The organism is Microbispora rosea (genome assembly GCF_044460045.1).
Taxonomy (GTDB): domain Bacteria; phylum Actinomycetota; class Actinomycetes; order Streptosporangiales; family Streptosporangiaceae; genus Microbispora; species Microbispora rosea.
Genome location: NZ_JBITJO010000004.1, coordinates 838,035 through 856,925, shown reverse-complemented (window position 1 = coordinate 856,925; position 18,891 = coordinate 838,035). Strand labels below are relative to the sequence as shown.

The window sequence follows — 18,891 nt, the reverse complement described above, 5'->3', positions numbered from 1 at the left end:
GCGCCTGATGAACTCGCGCCCACCGAACCCGCGCCCGGTGAACCTCGACCGCCCAACCGGCCGAGCACGCTGAGCCGTACGCCGCCGTGCCCGACGTCTCCCCCCTGCGTCCCGAGGATCCCCGGCAACTCGGGAGCTACCGGCTCGACGGCCGCCTCGGCGTGGGCGGCCAGGGCGTCGTCTTCCGCGGCGCCGCCGGGTCGGGCGGGCCGGTGGCCGTGAAGCTCCTGCACGCCCGGGTCGACGGCACCTCCGCCCGGCGCGCCTTCGCCCGTGAGATCGAGGCGGTGCGCCGGGTCGCGCCCTTCTGCACCGCGCAGGTCCTCGACGCCGACCTCGACGGCGACCGGCCGTACATCGTGAGCGAGTACGTCGACGGGCCGTCGCTGCGCGAGCACGTGACGGCGGCGGGCCCGCGGACGGGCGGCGACCTGGACCGGGTCGCCGTGGGGACGGCGACCGCGCTGGCCGCGATCCACCGGGCTGGGGTGGTCCACCGTGATTTCAAGCCGGGCAACGTGCTCCTCGGCTCCGACGGGCTGCGGGTCGTCGACTTCGGCATCTCCCGCCTCGCCGACGCCACCGCGACGACGGGAAGCCTGGTCGGCACCCCGGCCTACATCGCGCCGGAGCAGCTCGCAGGACGGCCGGCGGGACCGGCGGCGGACGTGTTCTGCTGGGCGCTCACGCTCGCCTATGCGGCGAGCGGACGGCACGCGTACACCGGTGACACGCACGCGGCCGTCATGGCCCGCATCCTGTACGGCACGCCGGACCTCGGGCCGCTCACCGGCCTGCTGAAAGACCTCGTCGTGGCGTGCCTGGCCGCGGAGCCGGCCGATAGGCCGGACGCCGGACAGGTGCTGAGCGCCCTGCTCGACCGGTCCGCCGGGCGGCCGGGCCAGGCGGCGCGGGGCCTGACCGCGCCGAACTTATCCGGCTCCACGGCGCGGCCACGGCGAGAGGTGGAGGACACGTTGCCGGGGGCCGACACCGAGCCGACGAGCCCTGATGCCACCGGCCCTGATCCCACCGGCCCTGATCCCACCGGCCCTGATCCCACCGGACTGCCGGTCGGTCCAGGGCCGACCGGCCTTGAGCAGGCCGGGACCCGTGGGCGCGGTCGCGGGCGAGCGCGCGTGGCCATCGCCTCGCTCGCCGCCCTCGTCGCGGTCGCCGTCGCGGCGGGCGCCGCGTGGGTCCTGACGGCCCGCGAATCCGTGCAGCCCGGCGGCACGTGGACGGGCGTCGCCCGCTATCCCTCGGCCGGCCGTGTCTTCCCGGTCGAGATCCGTCTGGCCGCCCCGGCGCGGATGAGGTGGGGCGCCGACCTGCACTGCTCCGGCCGTCTCACCCCCGCGAGCGGGTCGAATGAGGTGCTCGTGCTGAGCCTCGACCAGGTGAAGGGCGACGCCTGTTATCCCGGAAGCGTCTCGATCACATGGCGGGGCGAGAGCGCGGCCGACTTCGCGGTGACACGCGAAGGGGAACAGGACGCCCGATACTCGGGATCCCTTACCCGTACGAATTGACTCAAATGGGATAAATCTGTCAGGGCCTTTGTGTGGCGCGTTCTCTCGCGCGTCCAGTGGGTATCCCGCACATGGGGTCATTCCGGGTTGGGGGTCCGATTGCGGACATTCCGGGCGGTGATCGCGGGCGCCGTCGTCGCCGCCGTGACCGTCGTCGCGGGATGCGGCGGCGTGGTGAGTACGACGTCGCCGCGCACCCGCCCGCTGCAGGTCGGGCTCATGTACGACATCGGCGGGCGGGGCGACCAGTCGTATAACGACGCCGCGGCGGCCGGAGTCGACGAGGCCAAGCGCAACCTGACCGGTCTGCGGGTGCGGGAGGTCGAGGCCGCGCCGGGCGAGCCGGCGGGCCGCAAGGTGGAGCGGGTGCGGGCGCTCGCCGAGGCCGGCTACGACCCGGTCATCGCCGTCGGCTACTCGTACGCGCCGGCGCTGGCGCGGATCGCGCCGAGGTTCCCCAAGACCCGGTTCGCGATCGTCGACGAGCCGACGGTGTCCGGCCCCAACATCACGAACCTGCTGTTCGCCTCCGAGGAGGGCTCGTTCCTGATGGGCGCGGTGGCGGCGATGAAGTCGAAAACCGAGGACGTCGGTTTCGTCGGGGGCAACCGTTCGCCGCTGGTCAGGAAGTTCGAGGTCGGCTACGTCCAGGGCGTGAAGCATGTGAAGCCGCGGGCGCGGATCAGGATCGCCTACCTCACCGCCCCCCACGATTTGAGCGGCTTCGATCGGCCGGACAAGGCACGGAAGGCCGCGCAGCGCATGTACCGGGCGGGCGCCGACGTGGTCTACCAGGTGGCCGGGGCCTCGGGGGCGGGGGTGTTCCGTGCGGCGGACAAGGCCGGGGCGTGGGCGATCGGCGTCGACTACGACCAGGCCAAGAGCGCCGACCCGGCCGTGCGCCACGTGATCCTTACCTCGATGATCAAAAGGATCGACGTCGCGGTCTACGACTACCTCGCCAGTGTCGCCGACCACACCGTCACCAGCGGCCCGGTCGTGTACGACCTGAGGCGCGGCGGCGTCGACTACAGCCTCACCGGCGGCCACATCACCGACATCCAGCCGCGCCTGGAGCAGCTCAAGCAGGAGATCATCCACGGCCGGGTCAAGGTTTCCCCAGGCTGACCCCCTGGTCACGGTGCGGACTGGTCTCAATAACGGACATGTTGCGGACTCGTGCGCGGGTTTGGTCTATGCAGGTCAAACAACTATCTTCCGTGCAGGGTTGCCGTGCGTTCCTGCGTGCGTGCGACGAGAGTCAGACGGGCGGGGAACGGAAGGGGAGTCACGACCTTGCTCCGCAATCGAGTTAGCAAACTGGCCGCCGCCACAGCGAGCGGCGCCTTGCTCATGGCCGCCGCGGCGTGTGGGGGTAGCGACGAGACCACCACGACCGGAGCCTCGGCAGACGCGTCCAGCGCGCCCGCCGCCTCCCAGGTCAAGGTCGGCCTGGCGTACGACATCGGTGGCCGCGGCGACGGTTCCTTCAACGACGCGGCCGCGGCCGGCCTGGACAAGGCCGAGTCGGAGCTCAAGGTCGAGAAGAAGGAGCTGGAGGCCACCCAGGGCGAGACCGACGCCCAGAAGGAGGAGCGGCTGCGCCTGCTCGCGTCCGGGGGCTACAACCCGGTCATCGCCGTGGGCTTCGCCTACTCCGGCTCCGTGGCGAAGGTCGCCAAGGAGTTCCCGGACGTCAAGTTCGCCATCGTGGACGACGACGCGGCCAAGGGCGACAACATCACGAATCTGATGTTCGCCGAGGAGCAGGGGTCGTTCCTCGTCGGTGCCGCGGCGGCGATGAAGTCCGAGAAGGGCAACGTCGGCTTCGTGGGCGGCGTCGACGTGCCGCTGATCCACAAGTTCGAGGCGGGCTTCGAGGCCGGTGCGAAGGCCGTCAAGCCGGACATCAAGATCCAGAGCAAGTACCTCACCCAGCCCCCGGACTTCGGCGGCTTCGGTGACCCGGCCAAGGGCAAGACGGCCGCGCAGGGCATGTACGACGCCGGTGCGGACGTGGTCTACCAGGCGGCCGGCGGTTCGGGCGCGGGCGTCTTCGAGGCGGCCAAGGCCGCCAACGCGATGGCGATCGGCGTCGACTCCGACCAGGCGGCGCTCCCGGCGTACGCCGACTTCAAGGACGTGATCATCACCTCGATGATCAAGAAGGTCGACGTGGCGGTCTTCGACTTCCTGAAGAACTACACCACCGGCACGGTCAAGTCGGGCCCGTCGGTCTACGACCTCAAGGCGGGCGGCGTGGACTACTCCACGACCGGCGGCAAGATCGACGACATCAAGTCGAAGATCGACGAGTACAAGCAGAAGATCATCAACGGCGAGATCACGGTCCCGACGTCCTGACCTGCGCAATCGAGGGGCCCGGAGGCACCCGCCCCGGGCCCTTTGCTCTACCCTCACTATCACTTGACCGTCACCGGGCACTCCGCGAGGAGGAGGCCGACATTACCGCCGCGACCGTTACGGAACCCGCAGTAGAACTTTCCGGGATCACCAAGAGGTTCCCGGGAGTCGTCGCCAACAGCGACATCCACCTCCGCGTCGTCAAGGGGCACATCCACGCCCTCGTCGGCGAGAACGGAGCGGGGAAGTCCACGCTGATGAAGATCCTGTATGGGATGCAGCGTCCAGACGAGGGTGAGATCCGCGTCAACGGGAAGCCCGTGGGCTTCCACACCCCCGCCGACGCGATCGGCGCCGGCATCGGCATGGTCCACCAGCACTTCATGCTGGCCGACAACCTGACCGTGCTGGAGAACGTGGTTCTGGGCAGCGAGCCGCGCCGCGGCGGCCTCGCCCTCGACTTCGCCGCCGCACGCAAGAAGATCCAGGAGATCTCCGACGCGTACGGCCTGGGCGTACGGCCGGACGTGCCGGTCGAGGACCTGGGGGTCGGCGACCGCCAGCGGGTGGAGATCCTGAAGGTGCTCTATCGGGGCGCCCGCATCCTGATCCTGGACGAGCCGACCGCCGTGCTCGTGCCCCACGAGGTGGACGAGCTGTTCGACAACCTGCGCGGCCTGGTCCGCGAGGGGCTGACGATCCTGTTCATCTCCCACAAGCTGGACGAGGTCCTCCGGGTGGCCGACGAGATCACCGTGATCCGGCGCGGCACCACCGTGGCGACCGTGAACCCCAAGGACGTGACCTCCCGCAAGCTCGCCGAGCTGATGGTCGGCAGCGAGCTGCCCAGCCCCGAGACCCGCGAGTCGACCGTCACCGACGTCGTCGCCCTGTCCGTACGCGACCTGACCGTGCGCACCGGCGACGGGCGGCCGGTGGTCGACGACGTGAGCTTCGACATCCACAAGGGCGAGGTGCTCGGCATCGCGGGCGTCGAGGGCAACGGCCAGGCGGAACTCGTCGAGGCGATCATGGGCATGCGCCCCTGCGAGGCCGGCGCGCTCACGCTCGGCGGCGCCGACATCTCCCAGTGGTCGACCCTGAAGCGGCGCGCGGGCGGCATCGGCTACATCCCCGAGGACCGCCACCGGCACGGCCTGCTGCTCGAGTCGCCGCTGTGGGAGAACCGCATCCTCGGCCACCAGACCCGCCGGCCCAACGTCAAGGGCCCGTGGATCGACCGCGCCGGCGCGCGGGCCGACACGCGGCGCATCGTCGAGGAGTACGACGTGCGCACCCCCGGCATCGACGTGGACGCGGCCACGCTGTCCGGCGGCAACCAGCAGAAGCTGATCGTCGGGCGGGAGATGAGCGGCGACCCCGTGCTGCTGATCGCCAGCCATCCCACCCGCGGCGTGGACATCGGCGCCCAGGCGGCGATCTGGGACCACCTGCGCACCGCGCGCGCCGCCGGGCTGGCCGTGCTGCTGATCTCCGCGGACCTCGACGAGCTGATCGGGCTGTCCGACACGCTCAAGGTGATCCTGCGCGGCAGGATCGTCGCCGACGTCGATCCCGCGAACGTGACCCCCGAGCAACTGGGCTCGGCGATGACCGGCGCCGGGGAGGGCGTATGAACGGGTTCGTCGACCGGCTGCTCGGCCGGGTGCGCCTCGGCGGCTGGCTCGCCGTCGCCGCGCCGGTCATCGCGGTCGCCTTCGCGGTGCTGATCACCTCGGTGGTCCTGCTCATCGCGGGCAGCGATCCCGTCGGGGCGTTCACCACCCTCGCCGAGTACGGCACCCAGCCGCGGTCGATGGCCATGATCCTCAACACCGGGGTCATGTACTACATCTCCGCGCTCGCGGTGGCCGTCGGCTTCCGGATGAACCTCTTCAACATCGGCGTGGACGGCCAGTATCGGCTCGCGGCCGTGGTCGCCGCCGGGCTCGGCGGCGCCGCCGTGGTGCCCGGCGTGCTCAACATCGTCCTCGTGATCGTCGTGGCGGTGGTCGTCGGCGCGCTGTGGGCCGCGATCGCCGGCCTGCTCCGGGTCTACCGGGGCGTGAGCGAGGTCATCTCGACCATCATGCTGAACGCGATCGCCACCGGCCTCGGCTCGTGGCTGGTCAGCGAGCACTTCGGCGTGCTGACCGGCAACGACCTCGGCACCAGGCCCATCCCCGACGACGCGCACATGCCGGGCATCCCGCTCATCGCCGGCACGCCGGTGCTGGTCAACGGGTTCATCGTGGTCGCGGTCCTGCTCGGTATCGCGTACTGGGTGGTGCTCAACCGCACCCGGTTCGGCTTCGAGCTGCGGGCGACCGGCAAGTCCGAGTCCGCGGCGGTGGCCAGCGGCGTCAGCGTGAAGAAGATGATCGTCGTCACGATGGTCATGTCGGGGGCGGTCGCCGGTCTGATCGGCATGCCGGAGCTGCTCGGCGCCTCCTACAAGTACAGCAACAACTTCCCGGCCGGCCTCGGTTTCACGGGCATCGCGATCGCCCTGCTCGGCCGCAACAACCCGGTCGGCATGGCGGTCGGCGCGCTGCTGTGGAGCTTCCTGGACAACTCGTCCAACCAGCTCCAGCTGCTCGACATCTCCAAGGAGATCGTCCAGATCATGCAGGGCGTCGTCGTGCTCTCCGTGATCATCGCGTACGAGCTGGTCCACCGCTACCGCATCGTCGCGGAGCAGCGCAGGGTCAGCCGCGAGCTCGCCGCGCCACAGGAGGCGCCGAAGGCGGAGGCGGCGGCATGACAACGAGGCCGGACGGAATCGAGGAGACGGCATGACGGCGACGGACCTCCCGGTCGAACGCCCGGTCGAGACGCCCCCCGCGCGGCGCTTCCGGCTGTCGGCGCCGGTGCTCCTGCTCGGCCTGGCCGGGCTCGTGGTGCTGTTGTCGATCGCGCGGCTGGTGACCGGGGCGAACGACATCACCTCGGCGGGCACGGTCAGCGCCGCGCTCGGCCTCGCCGTGCCGATCGGGCTCGCCGGTCTCGGCGGCCTGTGGTCGGAACGGGCCGGCGTGGTCAACATCGGCCTCGAAGGCATGATGGTGCTGGGCACCTGGTTCGGAGCCTGGGGCGCCCTCCAGTTCCACAGCCCGTGGGCGGGCGTGGTCGCCGGCGCCGTCGGCGGGGCGCTGGGCGCGGCGATCCACGCCGTCGCGACCGTGACCTTCGGCGTCGACCACATCATCTCCGGCGTGGCGATCAACATCGTCGGCGTCGGCTTCACCCAGTATCTGTCCCAGCTCGTCTTCGACGGCATGCCGGGCGGCGGGACGAAGAACTCGCCGCCGCTGCCCAAGATGGGCACGGTGAGCCTGGGCTTCCTCGACGACCCGCTGCGGACCGTCGAGGCCAAGCACTGGTTCGTGCTGTCGGACTTCGCGGGCGTGTTGCGGGGCATCACCCAGGGCGTGTCCTGGTTCACGATCCTGGCGATCCTGCTGGTGCCGCTGTCGTTCTACATCCTGTGGCGCACGCCGTTCGGCCTGCGCCTGCGGGCGTGCGGCGAGCGTCCGGTCGCGGCGGAGTCGCTGGGCGTCAACGTCTACGCGTACAAGTGGGCCGCCGTGATCGTCTCCGGCGTGCTCGCCGGGCTCGGCGGCGCGTTCCTGTCGCTCGTGGCCGCGGGGATCTACCGCGACGGGCAGACGGGCGGGCGCGGCTACATCGGCCTCGCCGCGATGATCTTCGGCAACTGGCGTCCCGGCGGGCTCGCGGGCGGCGCGGCGCTGTTCGGTTACACCGACGCGCTCCAGCTCCGGCAGGGCGGAATCTCGGTGCACGCGCTGCTGCTGGTCGTCGCGCTGCTGCTCGTCGCCGTGGCGGTCTACCAGCTCGTACGGCAGCGGCGCGGGGGCGCGGCGTTGATCACCGCGGTCGTGGCGATCGCGGTGTTCGTGGTGTTCGCCCTGACGGACACCGTGCCGGAGCAGTTCACCTCGTTCACCCCCCACCTGACCACGCTGCTGGTGCTGTCGCTGGCCTCGCAACGGCTGCGCATGCCGGCGGCCGACGGCGTCCCGTATCGAAGGGGGCAGGCGAAATGAGCATCGACTGGGAGGCGCTGCGGGTCGCGGCCCGCGAGGCCATGACCCGCGCGTACGCGCCGTACTCGAAGTTTCCCGTGGGGGCGGCGGCGCTCGTCGACGACGGCCGGGTCGTGACCGGCTGCAACGTCGAGAACGCGTCGTACGGCGTGGGGTTGTGCGCCGAGTGCGGGCTCGTCTCGGCGCTGTACGCGAGCGGCGGCGGCAGGCTGGTGGCCTTCACCTGTGTGGACGGCCACGGCGAGCTGCTGATGCCGTGTGGCCGTTGCCGCCAGCTGCTGTTCGAGCACGGCGGGCGGGACCTGCTGGTGGAGACGCCCGACGGGCCGATGCGGATGGCCGACTTCCTGCCGTTCGCCTTCGGGCCCGACGATCTGTCGAGATAGAGGGGGAAGCGTGGGGTTCGACGCGATCGAGGTCATCACCGTCAAGCGTGACCGGGGTGAGCTGTCGACCGCCCAGATCGACTGGGTGATCGACGCGTACACGCGGGGCGAGGTGGCCGACGAGCAGATGTCGGCGCTGCTGATGGCGATCCTGCTCAACGGCATGAACCGCAGGGAGATCGCGGACTGGACCCAGGCCATGATCAGGTCGGGGGAGCGGATGGACTGGTCCTCCCTCGACCGGCCCACGGCCGACAAGCACTCCACCGGCGGGGTCGGCGACAAGATCACTCTGCCGCTGGCCCCGCTGGTCGCCGCCTGCGGCGCGTACGTGCCGCAGTTGTCCGGGCGGGGCCTCGGGCACACCGGCGGCACGCTGGACAAGCTGGAGTCGATCCCCGGCTGGCGGGCGTCGCTGTCGAACGACGAGATGCTGGACGTGATCCGCTCGGCCGGTGCGGTCGTCTGCGCGGCGGGCGCGGGCCTCGCCCCGGCCGACAAGAAGCTCTACGCGCTGCGCGACGTCACCGGCACGGTCGAGTCGATCCCGCTGATCGCCTCCTCGATCATGTCCAAGAAGATCGCCGAGGGCACGGGATCGCTCGTGCTCGACGTGAAGGCCGGCTCGGGCGCGTTCATGAAGAACGTGGACGACGCCCGGGAGCTGGCGCGGACGATGGTCGAGCTCGGCACCGACGCCGGGGTGCGCACGGTCGCCCTGCTCACCGCGATGGACCGGCCGCTGGGCCTGAAGGTGGGCAACGCGCTGGAGGTCGAGGAGTCCGTCGAGGTGCTCGCCGGCGGCGGCCCCGCCGACGTGGTCGAACTCACCGTGCGGCTGGCCAGGGAGATGCTGGAGGCCGCCGCCGTCCCGGGCGCCAGGGACCCGGAGGAGGCGCTCAAGGACGGCTCGGCGATGGACGCCTGGCGGCGCATGATCGCCGCTCAGGGCGGCGACCCGGACGCGCCGCTGCCGGTGGCCGCCGAGTCGGCCGTGGTCACCGCCCCCGCCTCGGGCACGCTGCGCACACTCGACGCGCTCAAGGTCGGCGTGGCGGCCTGGCGGCTCGGGGCCGGACGGGCCCGCAAGGAGGACCCGGTGTCGGCCGGTGCGGGCATCGTCCTGCACGCCAAGCCCGGCGAGACGGTCCGCGCCGGAGCCCCGCTGATGACCCTGTACGCCGACGAGGCCGCCAGGTTCGACCGGGCCCTCCAGGCGTTGGAGGGCGCGTACGAGATCGGCGAGGACGGCGGCGCGGACCTGCTGCCGCTGGTCATCGACCGCCTCACCGCCTGAGCGTCAGCGCGGGATCAACAACGCGCCCATCCCGACGAACAGGCCGCCGGTGAGCAGGTCGAGCCGCTTCTTCAGCCGCCGGTAGCCCCTGGTGATCCACGGGCTGCCGGCCAGGAAGGCGACGGCGGAGAACCAGGCGAACGCCACGGCCAGCATCGCGCCGAGCGTGACCGCCCGCATGACGAGGTCCGTACGGTGCGGGAGCAGGCTGGCGAACAGGGCGCCGAAGAAGACGAGGGCCTTGGGGTTGGCGAGGTTGGTCAGCAGTCCGGCGCGCCACTCGCGCAGCCTGCCCGGACCGTGCGGGTTGACGGCCGGGGCGGCGTCGTCGGCCGAGGCCGTGTCGCCGTCGGCCGTGTCGCTGTGGGCAGGGGGCGCCTGCCTGCGGGCGGCGCGGATGGTGGCCACGCCGAACGCGACGAGGAACAGGGCGCCGGCGACGCGGGCGGTGGTGTAGAGCCACTCGTACCGCTGGACGAGCACGGTGACGCCGAACAGACCGGCGACCGCCCACACGCCGATGCCGGTGACGACGCCCGCGGCGGCGCGTACGCCGCTGCGCCGCGACCCGCCTGCCGAGTATCTGAGCACGATGAGGAAGTCCGGTCCCGGGCTCATCACCACCAGGATCCAGACGCCGAGCAGGGGAAGCAACGGCAACCACGACATGGGTGGGTCCTTCCTGGCCGGGCTCGGCCGGCCGTGGACGGGTTCGGCAGGAGAGGCGGGGGATGTGCGGGCGGCGGCGGACGGGGATGTCAGGGCGGCGGGGGAAACACGGCTCAGCCGGCCACGGGCGAGGCGATGACGACGGTGACGTCCGCCGGGCCGTCGCCGGTGCGGTAGCGGTGCGGGCGGTCGCCCGCGAACGCCAGCAGATCGCCCGGCCCGAGGAGGCGCGGATCGTCGTCGGGGCCGGCCGTGACCTCGCCCGCGGCGACGAGCAGGTGCTCGACCGTGCCGGGCGCGTGCGGGACGCCGGCGAGGTCGGTGTGCGGCGGCATGCGCAGCCGCCACAGCTCCAGGCTGTGGCCGCTGCCGATCCGGCGCAGCAGTTCGCGTGTCGGGCCGTCGGCGGCCGCGGGCGTCGAGGGCAGGTGGACGGGACCGGCGTCGGTGTCCCTGGTCAGCAGGTCGGTCAGGGGGATGTGCAGCGCCAGGGCGACGGCCTCAAGCGTCTCGATCGTCGGGTTGCCGGTGCCCGCTTCCAGGCTGGACAGCGTCGCCTTGCCGAGACCGGCCCGGCGGGCGAGCTCGGCCGCGCTCATGCCGCGCTGTGCCCGGCGCAGCCGGATCTGCGCACCGATCGCCGCCGCCGCTCCGCTCATGATGGCATCTTACATGGAACCAGACGTTCACTATACCGAACGGCTATCCGGGTCGTTCGCGGCGAGGGCGTCGCCCAGGGGCGTGCGGTAGTACAGGACCGACCGCCCGGCCCTGCGCCGCCGTACGAGGCCGGAGTCGAGGAGCACCTTGAGGTGGCGGCCCACCGACCCCAGGCCCTGGCCGGTCAGCGCCACGAGGTGGGTCGTGCTCTTCGGCGCGGCGAGCAGCACGAGCACCCGCGCCCGCGCCGGGCCGAGCAGCCTGCCGAGCGCCTCGGGCACCGGCGCCCGATCGGGCTCGGCCAGCGTTCCCGAGCAGGGGTAGATCAGGGCGTAGTGCCGGCCCGCCGTCCAGGCGGTCCACGCCTGGCGGGGAGTGACCGGGACGAACACCAGCCTCGCCCCGCCGATCTGCCTCGGCGGGTAGTCGTAGGTGTTGATCTGCAGCCGGTTGCCGCCGAGCCAGCGCATCCCCTTGCGCATGTCGTTCAGCGCGGCGGCCCAGCCGCCCTGACTCATGTGACCCACGCGGGCGACGACGTCGGCCTCCATGATCCGCCGGCGGCGCGGCCAGTCGGGCAGCACGGTGCGCGTCCACACCCACTCCAGCAGGTCGGCCGCGCGCTCCGGCAGGTCGGGACGGCGCAGCGGCTCCGGCAACGGGCCGCGCAGCGCCACCTCGATGTCCGCGTGCGCGGTCTCGGGCGGGGTCGCGCGGACGCGGGCCAGTTCCTCCTCGAAGGCGGGCTCGCCCTCGCCGGTCGGAGCGAGCGTGAGGAAGTCGGCGGTCCAGTTGCGTCCCCGCGCGGCCCTCAGCAGCAGCGCGGTGATCGGGTCGCCGGCCAGTCGGGACCGGTAGGCGGGCAGGTGGGCGTCGAGCCACTCCCGCTCGCCCGGGTGCGCGGCCGACGCCCGCTCCAGGGTGAACAGGCATGCGGTGGCCTCGGCCAGCGGAGAGATCACGAACCTGCTCTCCGCGAGAGTGTCGGCGTTGATCAGCCACCAGCCCATGTTTCGCCTCCCCGCGAAACAATAACGGCGGAGCGCGGCGGTGATCGAGGCTCCCGTCATGCGTACATATGGGGAACTGTTCCGCACCCCCGAGTTCACACCTCTGTTCACCGTCGCGTCCGCGCAGGTGGCGGCCTCGACCGTGAGCGGCCTGGCGCTCGGCACCCTCGTCTACGGGGCGACGGGGTCGCCGCTGCTGTCGGCCCTGAGCATGTTCGGCGCGTCCTTCGCGCAGGTGTTCGGGGCGACGGTGCTGCTGTCGGCCGCCGACCGGCTTCCCCCGCGTGCCGCGATGACGGCGCTGGCGCTGGTCCACTGCGCCGCCACGGCCGTGCTCGCCGTGCCGGGGCTGCCGCTGTGGGCGGTGTTCGCCGCCGTCCTCGGCATGGGGCTCGCCGCCTCCCTCGGCGGCGGAGTCCGGTTCGGGCTGCTCAACGAGATCCTGCCCAGGGACGGCTATCTGCTCGGCCGCTCGGTGCTCAGCATGTCGGTCGGCGTGCAGCAGATCGTCGGCTTCGTCGCCGGAGGCGTGCTCGTGACCGCGCTGTCCCCGCGCGGCACCCTGATCGCCGGGGCGGGGTTGTATCTCGTCGCCGCGGCCGTCGCCCGGTGGGGGCTCGCCGCCCGCGCGCCCCGCGCGCAGGGACGGCCCTCTCCCGCGGAGACCTGGCGGATCAACCGCGCGCTCTGGTCGTCAGGGCTGCGCCGCCGCCTCTACCTCGCTCTGTGGGTGCCGAACGGCCTGATCGTGGGCTGCGAGTCGCTGTACGTCGCCTACGACTCCCGGCACGCCGGGCTGCTGTTCGGCTGCGCCGCCGCCGGGATGCTCGCGGGGGACACGCTGATGGGGCGGTTCGTGCCCAAGCGGTGGCGCGAGCGGCTGAGCGCTCCGCTGCGGTTGCTGCTCGCCGTGCCGTACCTGGTCTTCCTCCTCCACCCGGCCCTGCCGGTCGCGGTCGCCGCCGTCGTGCTCGCCTCGGCCGGATATTCGGCCAGCCTGCTGCTCCAGGAACGCCTCATGTCCGTCACCCCTGAGGAGATGAGCGGGCAGGCGCTCGGGCTGCAGTCGTCGGGCGTGCTCACCATGCAGGGGGTGGGCGCGGCGATCGCGGGGGCGGTGGCCCAGTTCACCTCGCCCGCGGCCGCCATGGGCGTGATGGCGGTGGCCTCCGTCGCGGTAACCCTCGCGCTGGCGCCCGGCCTGCGGGCCGGCACGGCCACCGAGGTCCGCTCCGCCACGGTCACGGGCGCCGGCGCGTCCCGCCGTACGGGACCGCTCGGCGCGCGGAGAGGCCGGGAGTAGGTTTGAGCACCGTGTCACATCACGAAGGCATCCGGCACGTCGAGATCGGCGTCGCCGATCTGGCCCGCTCGCTCGACTTCTACCGCGACCTGCTGGACCTCGCTCCGGCGGAGGGCCCGGCCGTGGGGCCGGGCGTCGCGTGGCTGTCGGCCGGGCCCGTACTGCTGAAACTGGTCGAGACGGGCGACGGCGATCTCGGCGGCTGGGTGAACGACGACCTCCAGCGCGGCATCCGGCACATCGGCTTCAAGGTCGGCGACGTCGATCTGCGGGCCGAGCGCGTGCGCGACGCCGGGGTGCCCTTCACGCTGCCGCCGCTCGACGCGGTCGGCGGTGTGCGGATCGCGTTCTTCCAGGACCCGGACGGCACCCATCTGGAGATCACGGACAACTACCTGCGGTATCACCGGGTCGCCTCGCCGGAACTGGCCGAGCGGGAGCGGCAGGCCACCCTGAGCAGGCCGCGTACGGCGCCGCCGGTCTTCGACCACGTGGCGGTCACGTCCGCCGACCTCGACGCCGCGCTCGCCGTCTACCGGGACCGGCTCGGTTACGAGGTCATCGGCCAGATATCGCAGGACCAGGACCCGCGAGGCTTCCTGATCACGTACCTGCTGGCCGGGAACGCGGTGCTGGAGCTGTTCACGTTCACCGCTCCCACGACCGCGAGCCCGTGGAGCCCCGACCCGTGCCGCCGGGGCTTCCGGCGTGTCGCCATCGCCGCCGAGGACCCGGAGGAGGTGGCCTCCCGGCTCGTGGAGGCGGGCGTGAGGGTGGCAGGGAACGGTGTGCCGGTGGACGCGGACGCTGTGCTGATGGCCGCGGACGGTGTGCTGAAGGACGCCGACGGAGTGCTCGTGGACGCGGACGGCGTGCCGCTCCTGATCGTCTGACCCCGCCGTCCTCTCCGGCATGGGAATTCGTCCCGTCCGGTCGAGACCGAGGAGAGGGGGGCCTGCCTGCGCGGCGCGTGCCGTAGGCCGGCGCCCCTCCGTCAGATGGGGCGAGGCGCCTCGTCCGGCGCGGGCGGCGCGTAGCCGGCGTTCACGAGGTGGGGGAACAGGTGCGCGGACAGGACGGCCCGGTGAGTGGGGGTCGCCTCCGCGTGCCGTCGCCGGCCCTCCTCGGTGACGTGCACGAACACCCCGCGCCGGTCCGCCTCGCACAGTGCGCGGGCGACCAGACCCTCACGCTCCAGCCGGGCGATGAGCCGTGACAGCGCGCTCTGGCTCAGGTGGACCTGGCCGGCGAGCTCCTGCACGCGGAACTTGGCCGCCTCCGGCCCGGCGCAGGAGGAGGACTGGCCGGCCTCCACGAGGCGCTCCAGCACCTCGAACTCGCTCACGCCGAGCCCGTGCCTGTCGCTCAGCTCCCGCTCCAGCGCGCACGACACCTCCGCGTGCCGGGCCAGCAGCTCGCGCCAGGCCATCACCACGAAGCCGGTATCGATGTCGTTCATGCGAGACCGCCTTTCTCGGCCGCGACCATACCATGCGCACACATTAGATGCAAACGCATTATTTGCTTGTGCATTGAATGCATGTGCATGTAAGTTCCCGTTCCATGACTTCCTCCATTCAGGACGAGCGCTGGGGGGCCCGCCTGTGGGGTGCCCTCACCGTTCTCTGCGCCGTCGTGTTCCTCGACGCTCTTGACGTGTCGATGGTCGGGGTGGCGCTCCCGTCCATCCAGGCCGATCTCGGGATGACCACCTCGTCGCTGCAGTGGGTGGTGAGCGGTTACGTGCTGGGATACGGCGGTCTGCTGCTGCTCGGGGGCCGGACCGCCGACCTGCTCGGCCGCCGCCGGGTGTTCCTGACCGCGCTTGTCGTCTTCGCCGTCGCCTCGCTGCTCGGCGGGCTGATGAGCGACGGGACCTTGCTGATCGCGGCCCGTTTCGTGAAGGGCGTCAGCGCCGCGTTCACCGCCCCCGCCGCGTTGTCCATCATCACCACGACCTTCGCCGAGGGCCCGGCCCGCAACCGGGCCCTGAGCATCTTCACCGCCTGCGGCGCCAGCGGTTTCTCGCTCGGGCTGGTCCTGTCCGGCCTGCTCACCGAGATCGGCTGGCGCTGGACGTTCTTCATGCCGGTGCCCGTCGCGATCATCGCCCTCGTGGCCGGGACGCGGCTGCTCCAGCGGAGCGAGGAGCGCGGCGAGGGCGGCCACGACCTCCTCGGCGCCGCGACCATCACCGCGGCCATGCTGCTCCTGGTCTTCGCCGTCGTCGAGGCGCCCAAGGTGAGCGTGGTGCGCACCGTGCTGTCGCTCGCCGGGGCTGCCGCCCTGATCGGGCTGTTCGTCTGGCTGGAGCGCCGGGTGCGGCACCCGCTGGTCCGGCTCGGCATCCTGCGCTCCGCGCCGCTCGTACGGGCCAACATCGGCCTGGTCATCCTGTTCGGCTCGTACGTCGGCTTCCAGTTCGTGGCGATGCAGTACTTCCAGAACCTGCTGGGGTGGAGCGCGTTGCAGACCGCCCTCGCATTCCTGCCGGCGGGGCTGCTGGTCGCGCTGACCTCCACCACGATGGGCGGGTTCGCCGACCGCTTCGGCACCGCGCGGCTGATCGTGGTGGGCTCGGTGGCGCTGCTCGCGGGATACGCGGTGTTCCTGCGGGTGGATCTCCACCCCAGCCTGCTCTGGATGGTCCTGCCGGGAATGGTCCTGCTGGGCATCGCGTTCGCGTTGTCGTTCCCCTCGCTCAACATCCAGGCGACGGCCGGGGTCGACGACGAGGAACAGGGGCTCGCCTCGGGCCTGTTGAACACCTCCGGCCAGGTCGGCGGAGCCGTGGTGCTGGCGATCGTCACCGCCGTCCTTACATCGGGGGCGGACGGCGGCGACCCGATCGCCCACTTCCGGGCCGCGATCGTGGTCTCGGCGGGGTTCGCCCTTGTCGGCCTGGCCGTCGCCCTCACCGGGCTCCGGTCCGGCCGGCAGCCGGTCGAGGCACGGGAGGAGCCGGCGCTGGAGACGGTCTGACCCGTCCTTCGGCTCCTGCCGCCGTCTGAGGAGGGGGCGTCCCGGTGTGGCCGGGGCGCCCCCTCCCGCGGTCCGGAGCGGCGCGGCCTGGAGCGGCGTGCCCGGGCTCGCGTGTCCGGCTGGCGTGTCCGGGTCAGCGCAGCGTGCCGGGGACCCAGAGGGCGGGCACGACGCCCGCCTGGTCCAGCATGATCGGCCGGGCGGCCCCGGTGCGCACGTCGACGGCGTGGACCGAGTATTCCGCCGCCGGTTCCTCCTCGTCCGCGTCGTCGAGGATCCGCTCCACCTCCACGATCACCTCGTGCTCGTTCGCCCAGCCGCGTACGGCGAAGACGTGCGCGTCCTCGGGAAGGGCCGCCTCGCGCCGGGTGAGCACCCGGCCGGTCGTGGAGTCGAGTGTGACCAGCAGGCCGTGGTCGCCCTTGGCCGGGTGGGCGCGCTCGACCGCCACGGCCACGGCCCGTCCGTCCGGGGAGACCGCGGCACCGTCCTCGAACAGCGCGGAGTCGACCGGCGTACGGCTCAGCGTGCGCCCGTCCGGCCCCACCCGCAGCAGGACGGTCGTGGTGATCCGGCCGGGAACCGCGTCGCTGTCCCACGAGGCCGTGCCCGTCACCGTGCCGTCGTCCGAGACGGCCAGGACCCGCATCCGCCGCGGCAACGTCCTGACCCGATAGGTGGTGAGGTTCTGCAGCCGAGGGCGGAGCGCGTCCGCGGCCGGGCCGAAGTCGGCGGCCATCCAGCGTCCGCCGGGCGAGATGACGACGTGGGTGTCCTCCGGTGAGACCTCCTCGGCGAGCGGGACCATGTCGGTCCTCCTCGTCGTGGTGTCGAGCCGATCGATCATGACGAAGTCGGACGACGCCGCGCTGAAGTAGACCAGGCGGTTGCCGTCCCCGCTGATCGCGAGAAGGGGCTGCCAGCCGTCGCTGAGGACGGGGGACACGTCCGCCACGCGCCACTGCTCGCCGGTGGTCGCCACCACCCGCCACTGGGCACAGCCGCTGCCCGCGAACTCGTCGGCCAGCACGTCCCAGTCGTCGGCGGTGCAGAACCCCCGGTAGGCGAAGCGCACGGGGGCGGGCAGGGAGGGCGGGAGCGTGGGAACCGCGGCGTTCTCGTCGAGCACGCCGAGGGAGCCGCCGTTCGCGCTCTGCCCGGCGCGCCCGAACAGGCCGGCGGCGCCGAAGGCGAGGGGGACGACGACCAGGGCGGTGAGCGTGACGCTCATGGTGGTGACCAGGGCGCGACGTCGTGTGCCCTGCCGCCGGCCGATCCGCGTGGCCTCGGCGGTGAGCGGGACGGGGTCGAGCGCGGGCATCCGCGCGGACAGGACGGCCAGCTCCCTGCGCAGCGCCGCCTCCCACGGACCCTCGCCGCGGTCGCCGGGACCGCTGTTCCCCGGCAGAGAGACGGAGGCGGCGGGCGGGACGAACGGCGCCGCGGACGGCGTGATCTCGGCGGGCCCGGCCGCGGACGGCGACGCCCACGAGGTGGACCCTTCCGGGCCGGGCCCCTCCGGCGCGGGTCCTTCCTGCGGAACCGCGCCGGCCGGGGGACTCGCGTCGGATTCCTGGGGCGTCTCGTCCGGGGCCGGCTCCGCCCCCGGCTCCGGCGGCCCTCCCGTCACGAAGGAGGCGGGAAGGCGATCGCGCAGTTCGGCGACGGCGAGCACGGTCTCGGTGTTGGCCGTCCGGGCGTCCATGCGGCACAGGCCCGCCGCCTGCCAGGTGGTGTGCCCGTCGTGGAAGCAGGCCGCGACGAGGGCGCGGCGCCGCGGTGTCAGCCCGGTCAGCGCCTCCGCGAGGGCCGCCGCGTCCGTATCGGGAGCGAGACGGCCGGGAGCGAGGCGGCCGGGAGCGAGGCGGCCGGGCCCGCGTGCCGCTCTACGGGCCCGCGGGCGCTTGAGGTAGGCCGCGTACAGCGCCTCGCGGGCGGCGTGGGTGGGAAACGACCAGCGTACGGTGCGCCATCTGGCCGCCACGACCGAGAGGGCGGTCACCACGAGGGCGCGGGCGGCCTCCGGGTCACCCGTCAGCGACAGGGCCGTACGGGCGAGCGGCTGCGCCTGATCCGCGGCGAAGGCGTCGAATCCCGGCAGATCTCTCACCGCGGCTCCTCGTCCGTACGGCGGCGAGGCCCGCGTCGTGTCTGGTTCACGTTCGCACTCCCGGCCCGGCGGTCTCTCCCGCCCCTGCAGCCGCTCAAGCGTAGTGCGGATGTGCTCATATGACGTTATTTCGGATCAACTGCCACACTAGGCGGCATGGTCAGGAGGATCGAAGGCCCCACCCGCATTCCGGTGCCGGGCGGCAAGGTCATTGACGAATACGTGGGCCGCGTCAACAGCGGTGACGAGCAGCTCTCCATCGCGCACATGGTGGCCCCGCCCAGTTGGGAGGAGCCCGCGCAGACCCCGGAGTTCGCCGAGTACACGCTCGTGCTGAAGGGATCGGTCGTCGTGGAGCACGCGGGCGGCACGACCGTGGTCGAGGCGGGCCAGGCGTTCGTCAGCGAGCCCGGCGAGAAGATCCGCTACAGCTCCGGGCCGTCCGGCGCGGAGTACGTCGCCGTGTGCCTGCCCGCGTTCTCCCCGGACACCGCCAACCGCGAGGAGTAGG

The 18,891-nt window shown here is 72.3% G+C and carries 17 protein-coding genes; 12 read left to right on the top strand and 5 right to left on the bottom strand.

The features are described from left to right. Positions 1–86: 86 nt before the first annotated feature. The 8 genes from ACIBK1_RS21180 (at position 87) to ACIBK1_RS21145 (ending at position 9,646) form a co-directional block, all read left to right on the top strand. Positions 87–1,532 (top strand): serine/threonine-protein kinase, encoded by a 1,446-nt coding sequence (locus ACIBK1_RS21180; RefSeq protein ID WP_396737087.1) that lies wholly within the window; start codon positions 87–89, stop codon positions 1,530–1,532. 117 nt (positions 1,533–1,649) lie between these two features. Then, complete coding sequence (locus tag ACIBK1_RS21175; RefSeq protein ID WP_051761799.1) at positions 1,650–2,660, top strand: BMP family lipoprotein; 1,011 nt, start codon at positions 1,650–1,652, stop codon at positions 2,658–2,660. A gap of 168 nt (positions 2,661–2,828) precedes the next feature. Then, on the top strand, positions 2,829–3,896 hold the full coding sequence (locus ACIBK1_RS21170) for a BMP family lipoprotein (protein WP_030508466.1): 1,068 nt from the start codon (positions 2,829–2,831) through the stop codon (positions 3,894–3,896). Between the two features lie 101 nt (positions 3,897–3,997). Continuing rightward, the gene (locus ACIBK1_RS21165; protein WP_396737275.1) at positions 3,998–5,533 is read left to right on the top strand and encodes an ABC transporter ATP-binding protein; all 1,536 of its coding nucleotides are present in this window, start codon (positions 3,998–4,000) and stop codon (positions 5,531–5,533) included. Next, positions 5,530–6,660 carry an ABC transporter permease gene (locus tag ACIBK1_RS21160; RefSeq protein ID WP_030508468.1) on the top strand — a complete coding sequence of 377 codons (1,131 nt, stop codon included), beginning with the start codon at positions 5,530–5,532 and terminating at the stop codon, positions 6,658–6,660. Before ACIBK1_RS21165 ends, ACIBK1_RS21160 begins: the two co-directional genes overlap by 4 nt. A 31-nt stretch (positions 6,661–6,691) precedes the next feature. Further along, positions 6,692–7,963: an ABC transporter permease gene (locus ACIBK1_RS21155; RefSeq protein ID WP_030508469.1), complete on the top strand. Its 1,272-nt coding sequence runs from the start codon at positions 6,692–6,694 to the stop codon at positions 7,961–7,963. Next, positions 7,960–8,349 carry a cytidine deaminase gene (locus ACIBK1_RS21150; RefSeq protein ID WP_030508470.1) on the top strand — a complete coding sequence of 130 codons (390 nt, stop codon included), beginning with the start codon at positions 7,960–7,962 and terminating at the stop codon, positions 8,347–8,349. Before ACIBK1_RS21155 ends, ACIBK1_RS21150 begins: the two co-directional genes overlap by 4 nt. A 10-nt stretch (positions 8,350–8,359) precedes the next feature. Then, a complete protein-coding gene (locus ACIBK1_RS21145) occupies positions 8,360–9,646 on the top strand; it encodes a thymidine phosphorylase (RefSeq protein ID WP_030508471.1) in 1,287 nt (428 codons plus the stop codon). Positions 9,647–9,649: 3 nt separating this feature from the next. Here the strand turns inward: ACIBK1_RS21145 and ACIBK1_RS21140 are convergent, their stop codons facing one another. From ACIBK1_RS21140 to ACIBK1_RS21130, 3 genes are all read right to left on the bottom strand, one after another. Continuing rightward, the gene (locus tag ACIBK1_RS21140; protein WP_396737082.1) at positions 9,650–10,315 is read right to left on the bottom strand and encodes a LysE family translocator; all 666 of its coding nucleotides are present in this window, start codon (positions 10,313–10,315) and stop codon (positions 9,650–9,652) included. A gap of 113 nt (positions 10,316–10,428) precedes the next feature. After that, a complete protein-coding gene (locus ACIBK1_RS21135; RefSeq protein WP_030508473.1) occupies positions 10,429–10,974 on the bottom strand; it encodes an XRE family transcriptional regulator in 546 nt (181 codons plus the stop codon). Positions 10,975–11,004: 30 nt separating this feature from the next. After that, entirely contained in the window at positions 11,005–11,985 is a 981-nt protein-coding gene (locus ACIBK1_RS21130) for an ArsR/SmtB family transcription factor (protein WP_030508474.1), read from the bottom strand. Between the two features lie 58 nt (positions 11,986–12,043). Between ACIBK1_RS21130 and ACIBK1_RS21125 the strand changes: the two genes are divergently transcribed. Both ACIBK1_RS21125 and ACIBK1_RS21120 read left to right on the top strand, forming a co-directional pair. Continuing rightward, positions 12,044–13,288, top strand: coding sequence for an MFS transporter (locus ACIBK1_RS21125; RefSeq protein ID WP_396737078.1), 1,245 nt, complete (start codon positions 12,044–12,046; stop codon positions 13,286–13,288). Between the two features lie 11 nt (positions 13,289–13,299). After that, positions 13,300–14,181, top strand: a complete 882-nt coding sequence (locus ACIBK1_RS21120) for a VOC family protein (protein WP_396737075.1) — start codon at positions 13,300–13,302, stop codon at positions 14,179–14,181. 101 nt (positions 14,182–14,282) lie between these two features. Here the strand turns inward: ACIBK1_RS21120 and ACIBK1_RS21115 are convergent, their stop codons facing one another. Then, the gene (locus tag ACIBK1_RS21115) at positions 14,283–14,747 is read right to left on the bottom strand and encodes a MarR family winged helix-turn-helix transcriptional regulator (protein WP_051761804.1); all 465 of its coding nucleotides are present in this window, start codon (positions 14,745–14,747) and stop codon (positions 14,283–14,285) included. Positions 14,748–14,851: 104 nt separating this feature from the next. Here ACIBK1_RS21115 and ACIBK1_RS21110 point away from each other — a divergent pair, with 104 nt between their 5' ends. Beyond that, a complete protein-coding gene (locus ACIBK1_RS21110; protein WP_036406766.1) occupies positions 14,852–16,270 on the top strand; it encodes an MFS transporter in 1,419 nt (472 codons plus the stop codon). Positions 16,271–16,403: 133 nt separating this feature from the next. Here ACIBK1_RS21110 and ACIBK1_RS21105 read toward each other — a convergent pair whose 3' ends face one another. After that, positions 16,404–18,380 carry a hypothetical protein gene (locus ACIBK1_RS21105; protein WP_396737072.1) on the bottom strand — a complete coding sequence of 659 codons (1,977 nt, stop codon included), beginning with the start codon at positions 18,378–18,380 and terminating at the stop codon, positions 16,404–16,406. 156 nt (positions 18,381–18,536) lie between these two features. Here ACIBK1_RS21105 and ACIBK1_RS21100 point away from each other — a divergent pair, with 156 nt between their 5' ends. Beyond that, positions 18,537–18,890 (top strand): cupin domain-containing protein, encoded by a 354-nt coding sequence (locus ACIBK1_RS21100; RefSeq protein ID WP_030508478.1) that lies wholly within the window; start codon positions 18,537–18,539, stop codon positions 18,888–18,890. Position 18,891: the final 1 nt, after the last annotated feature.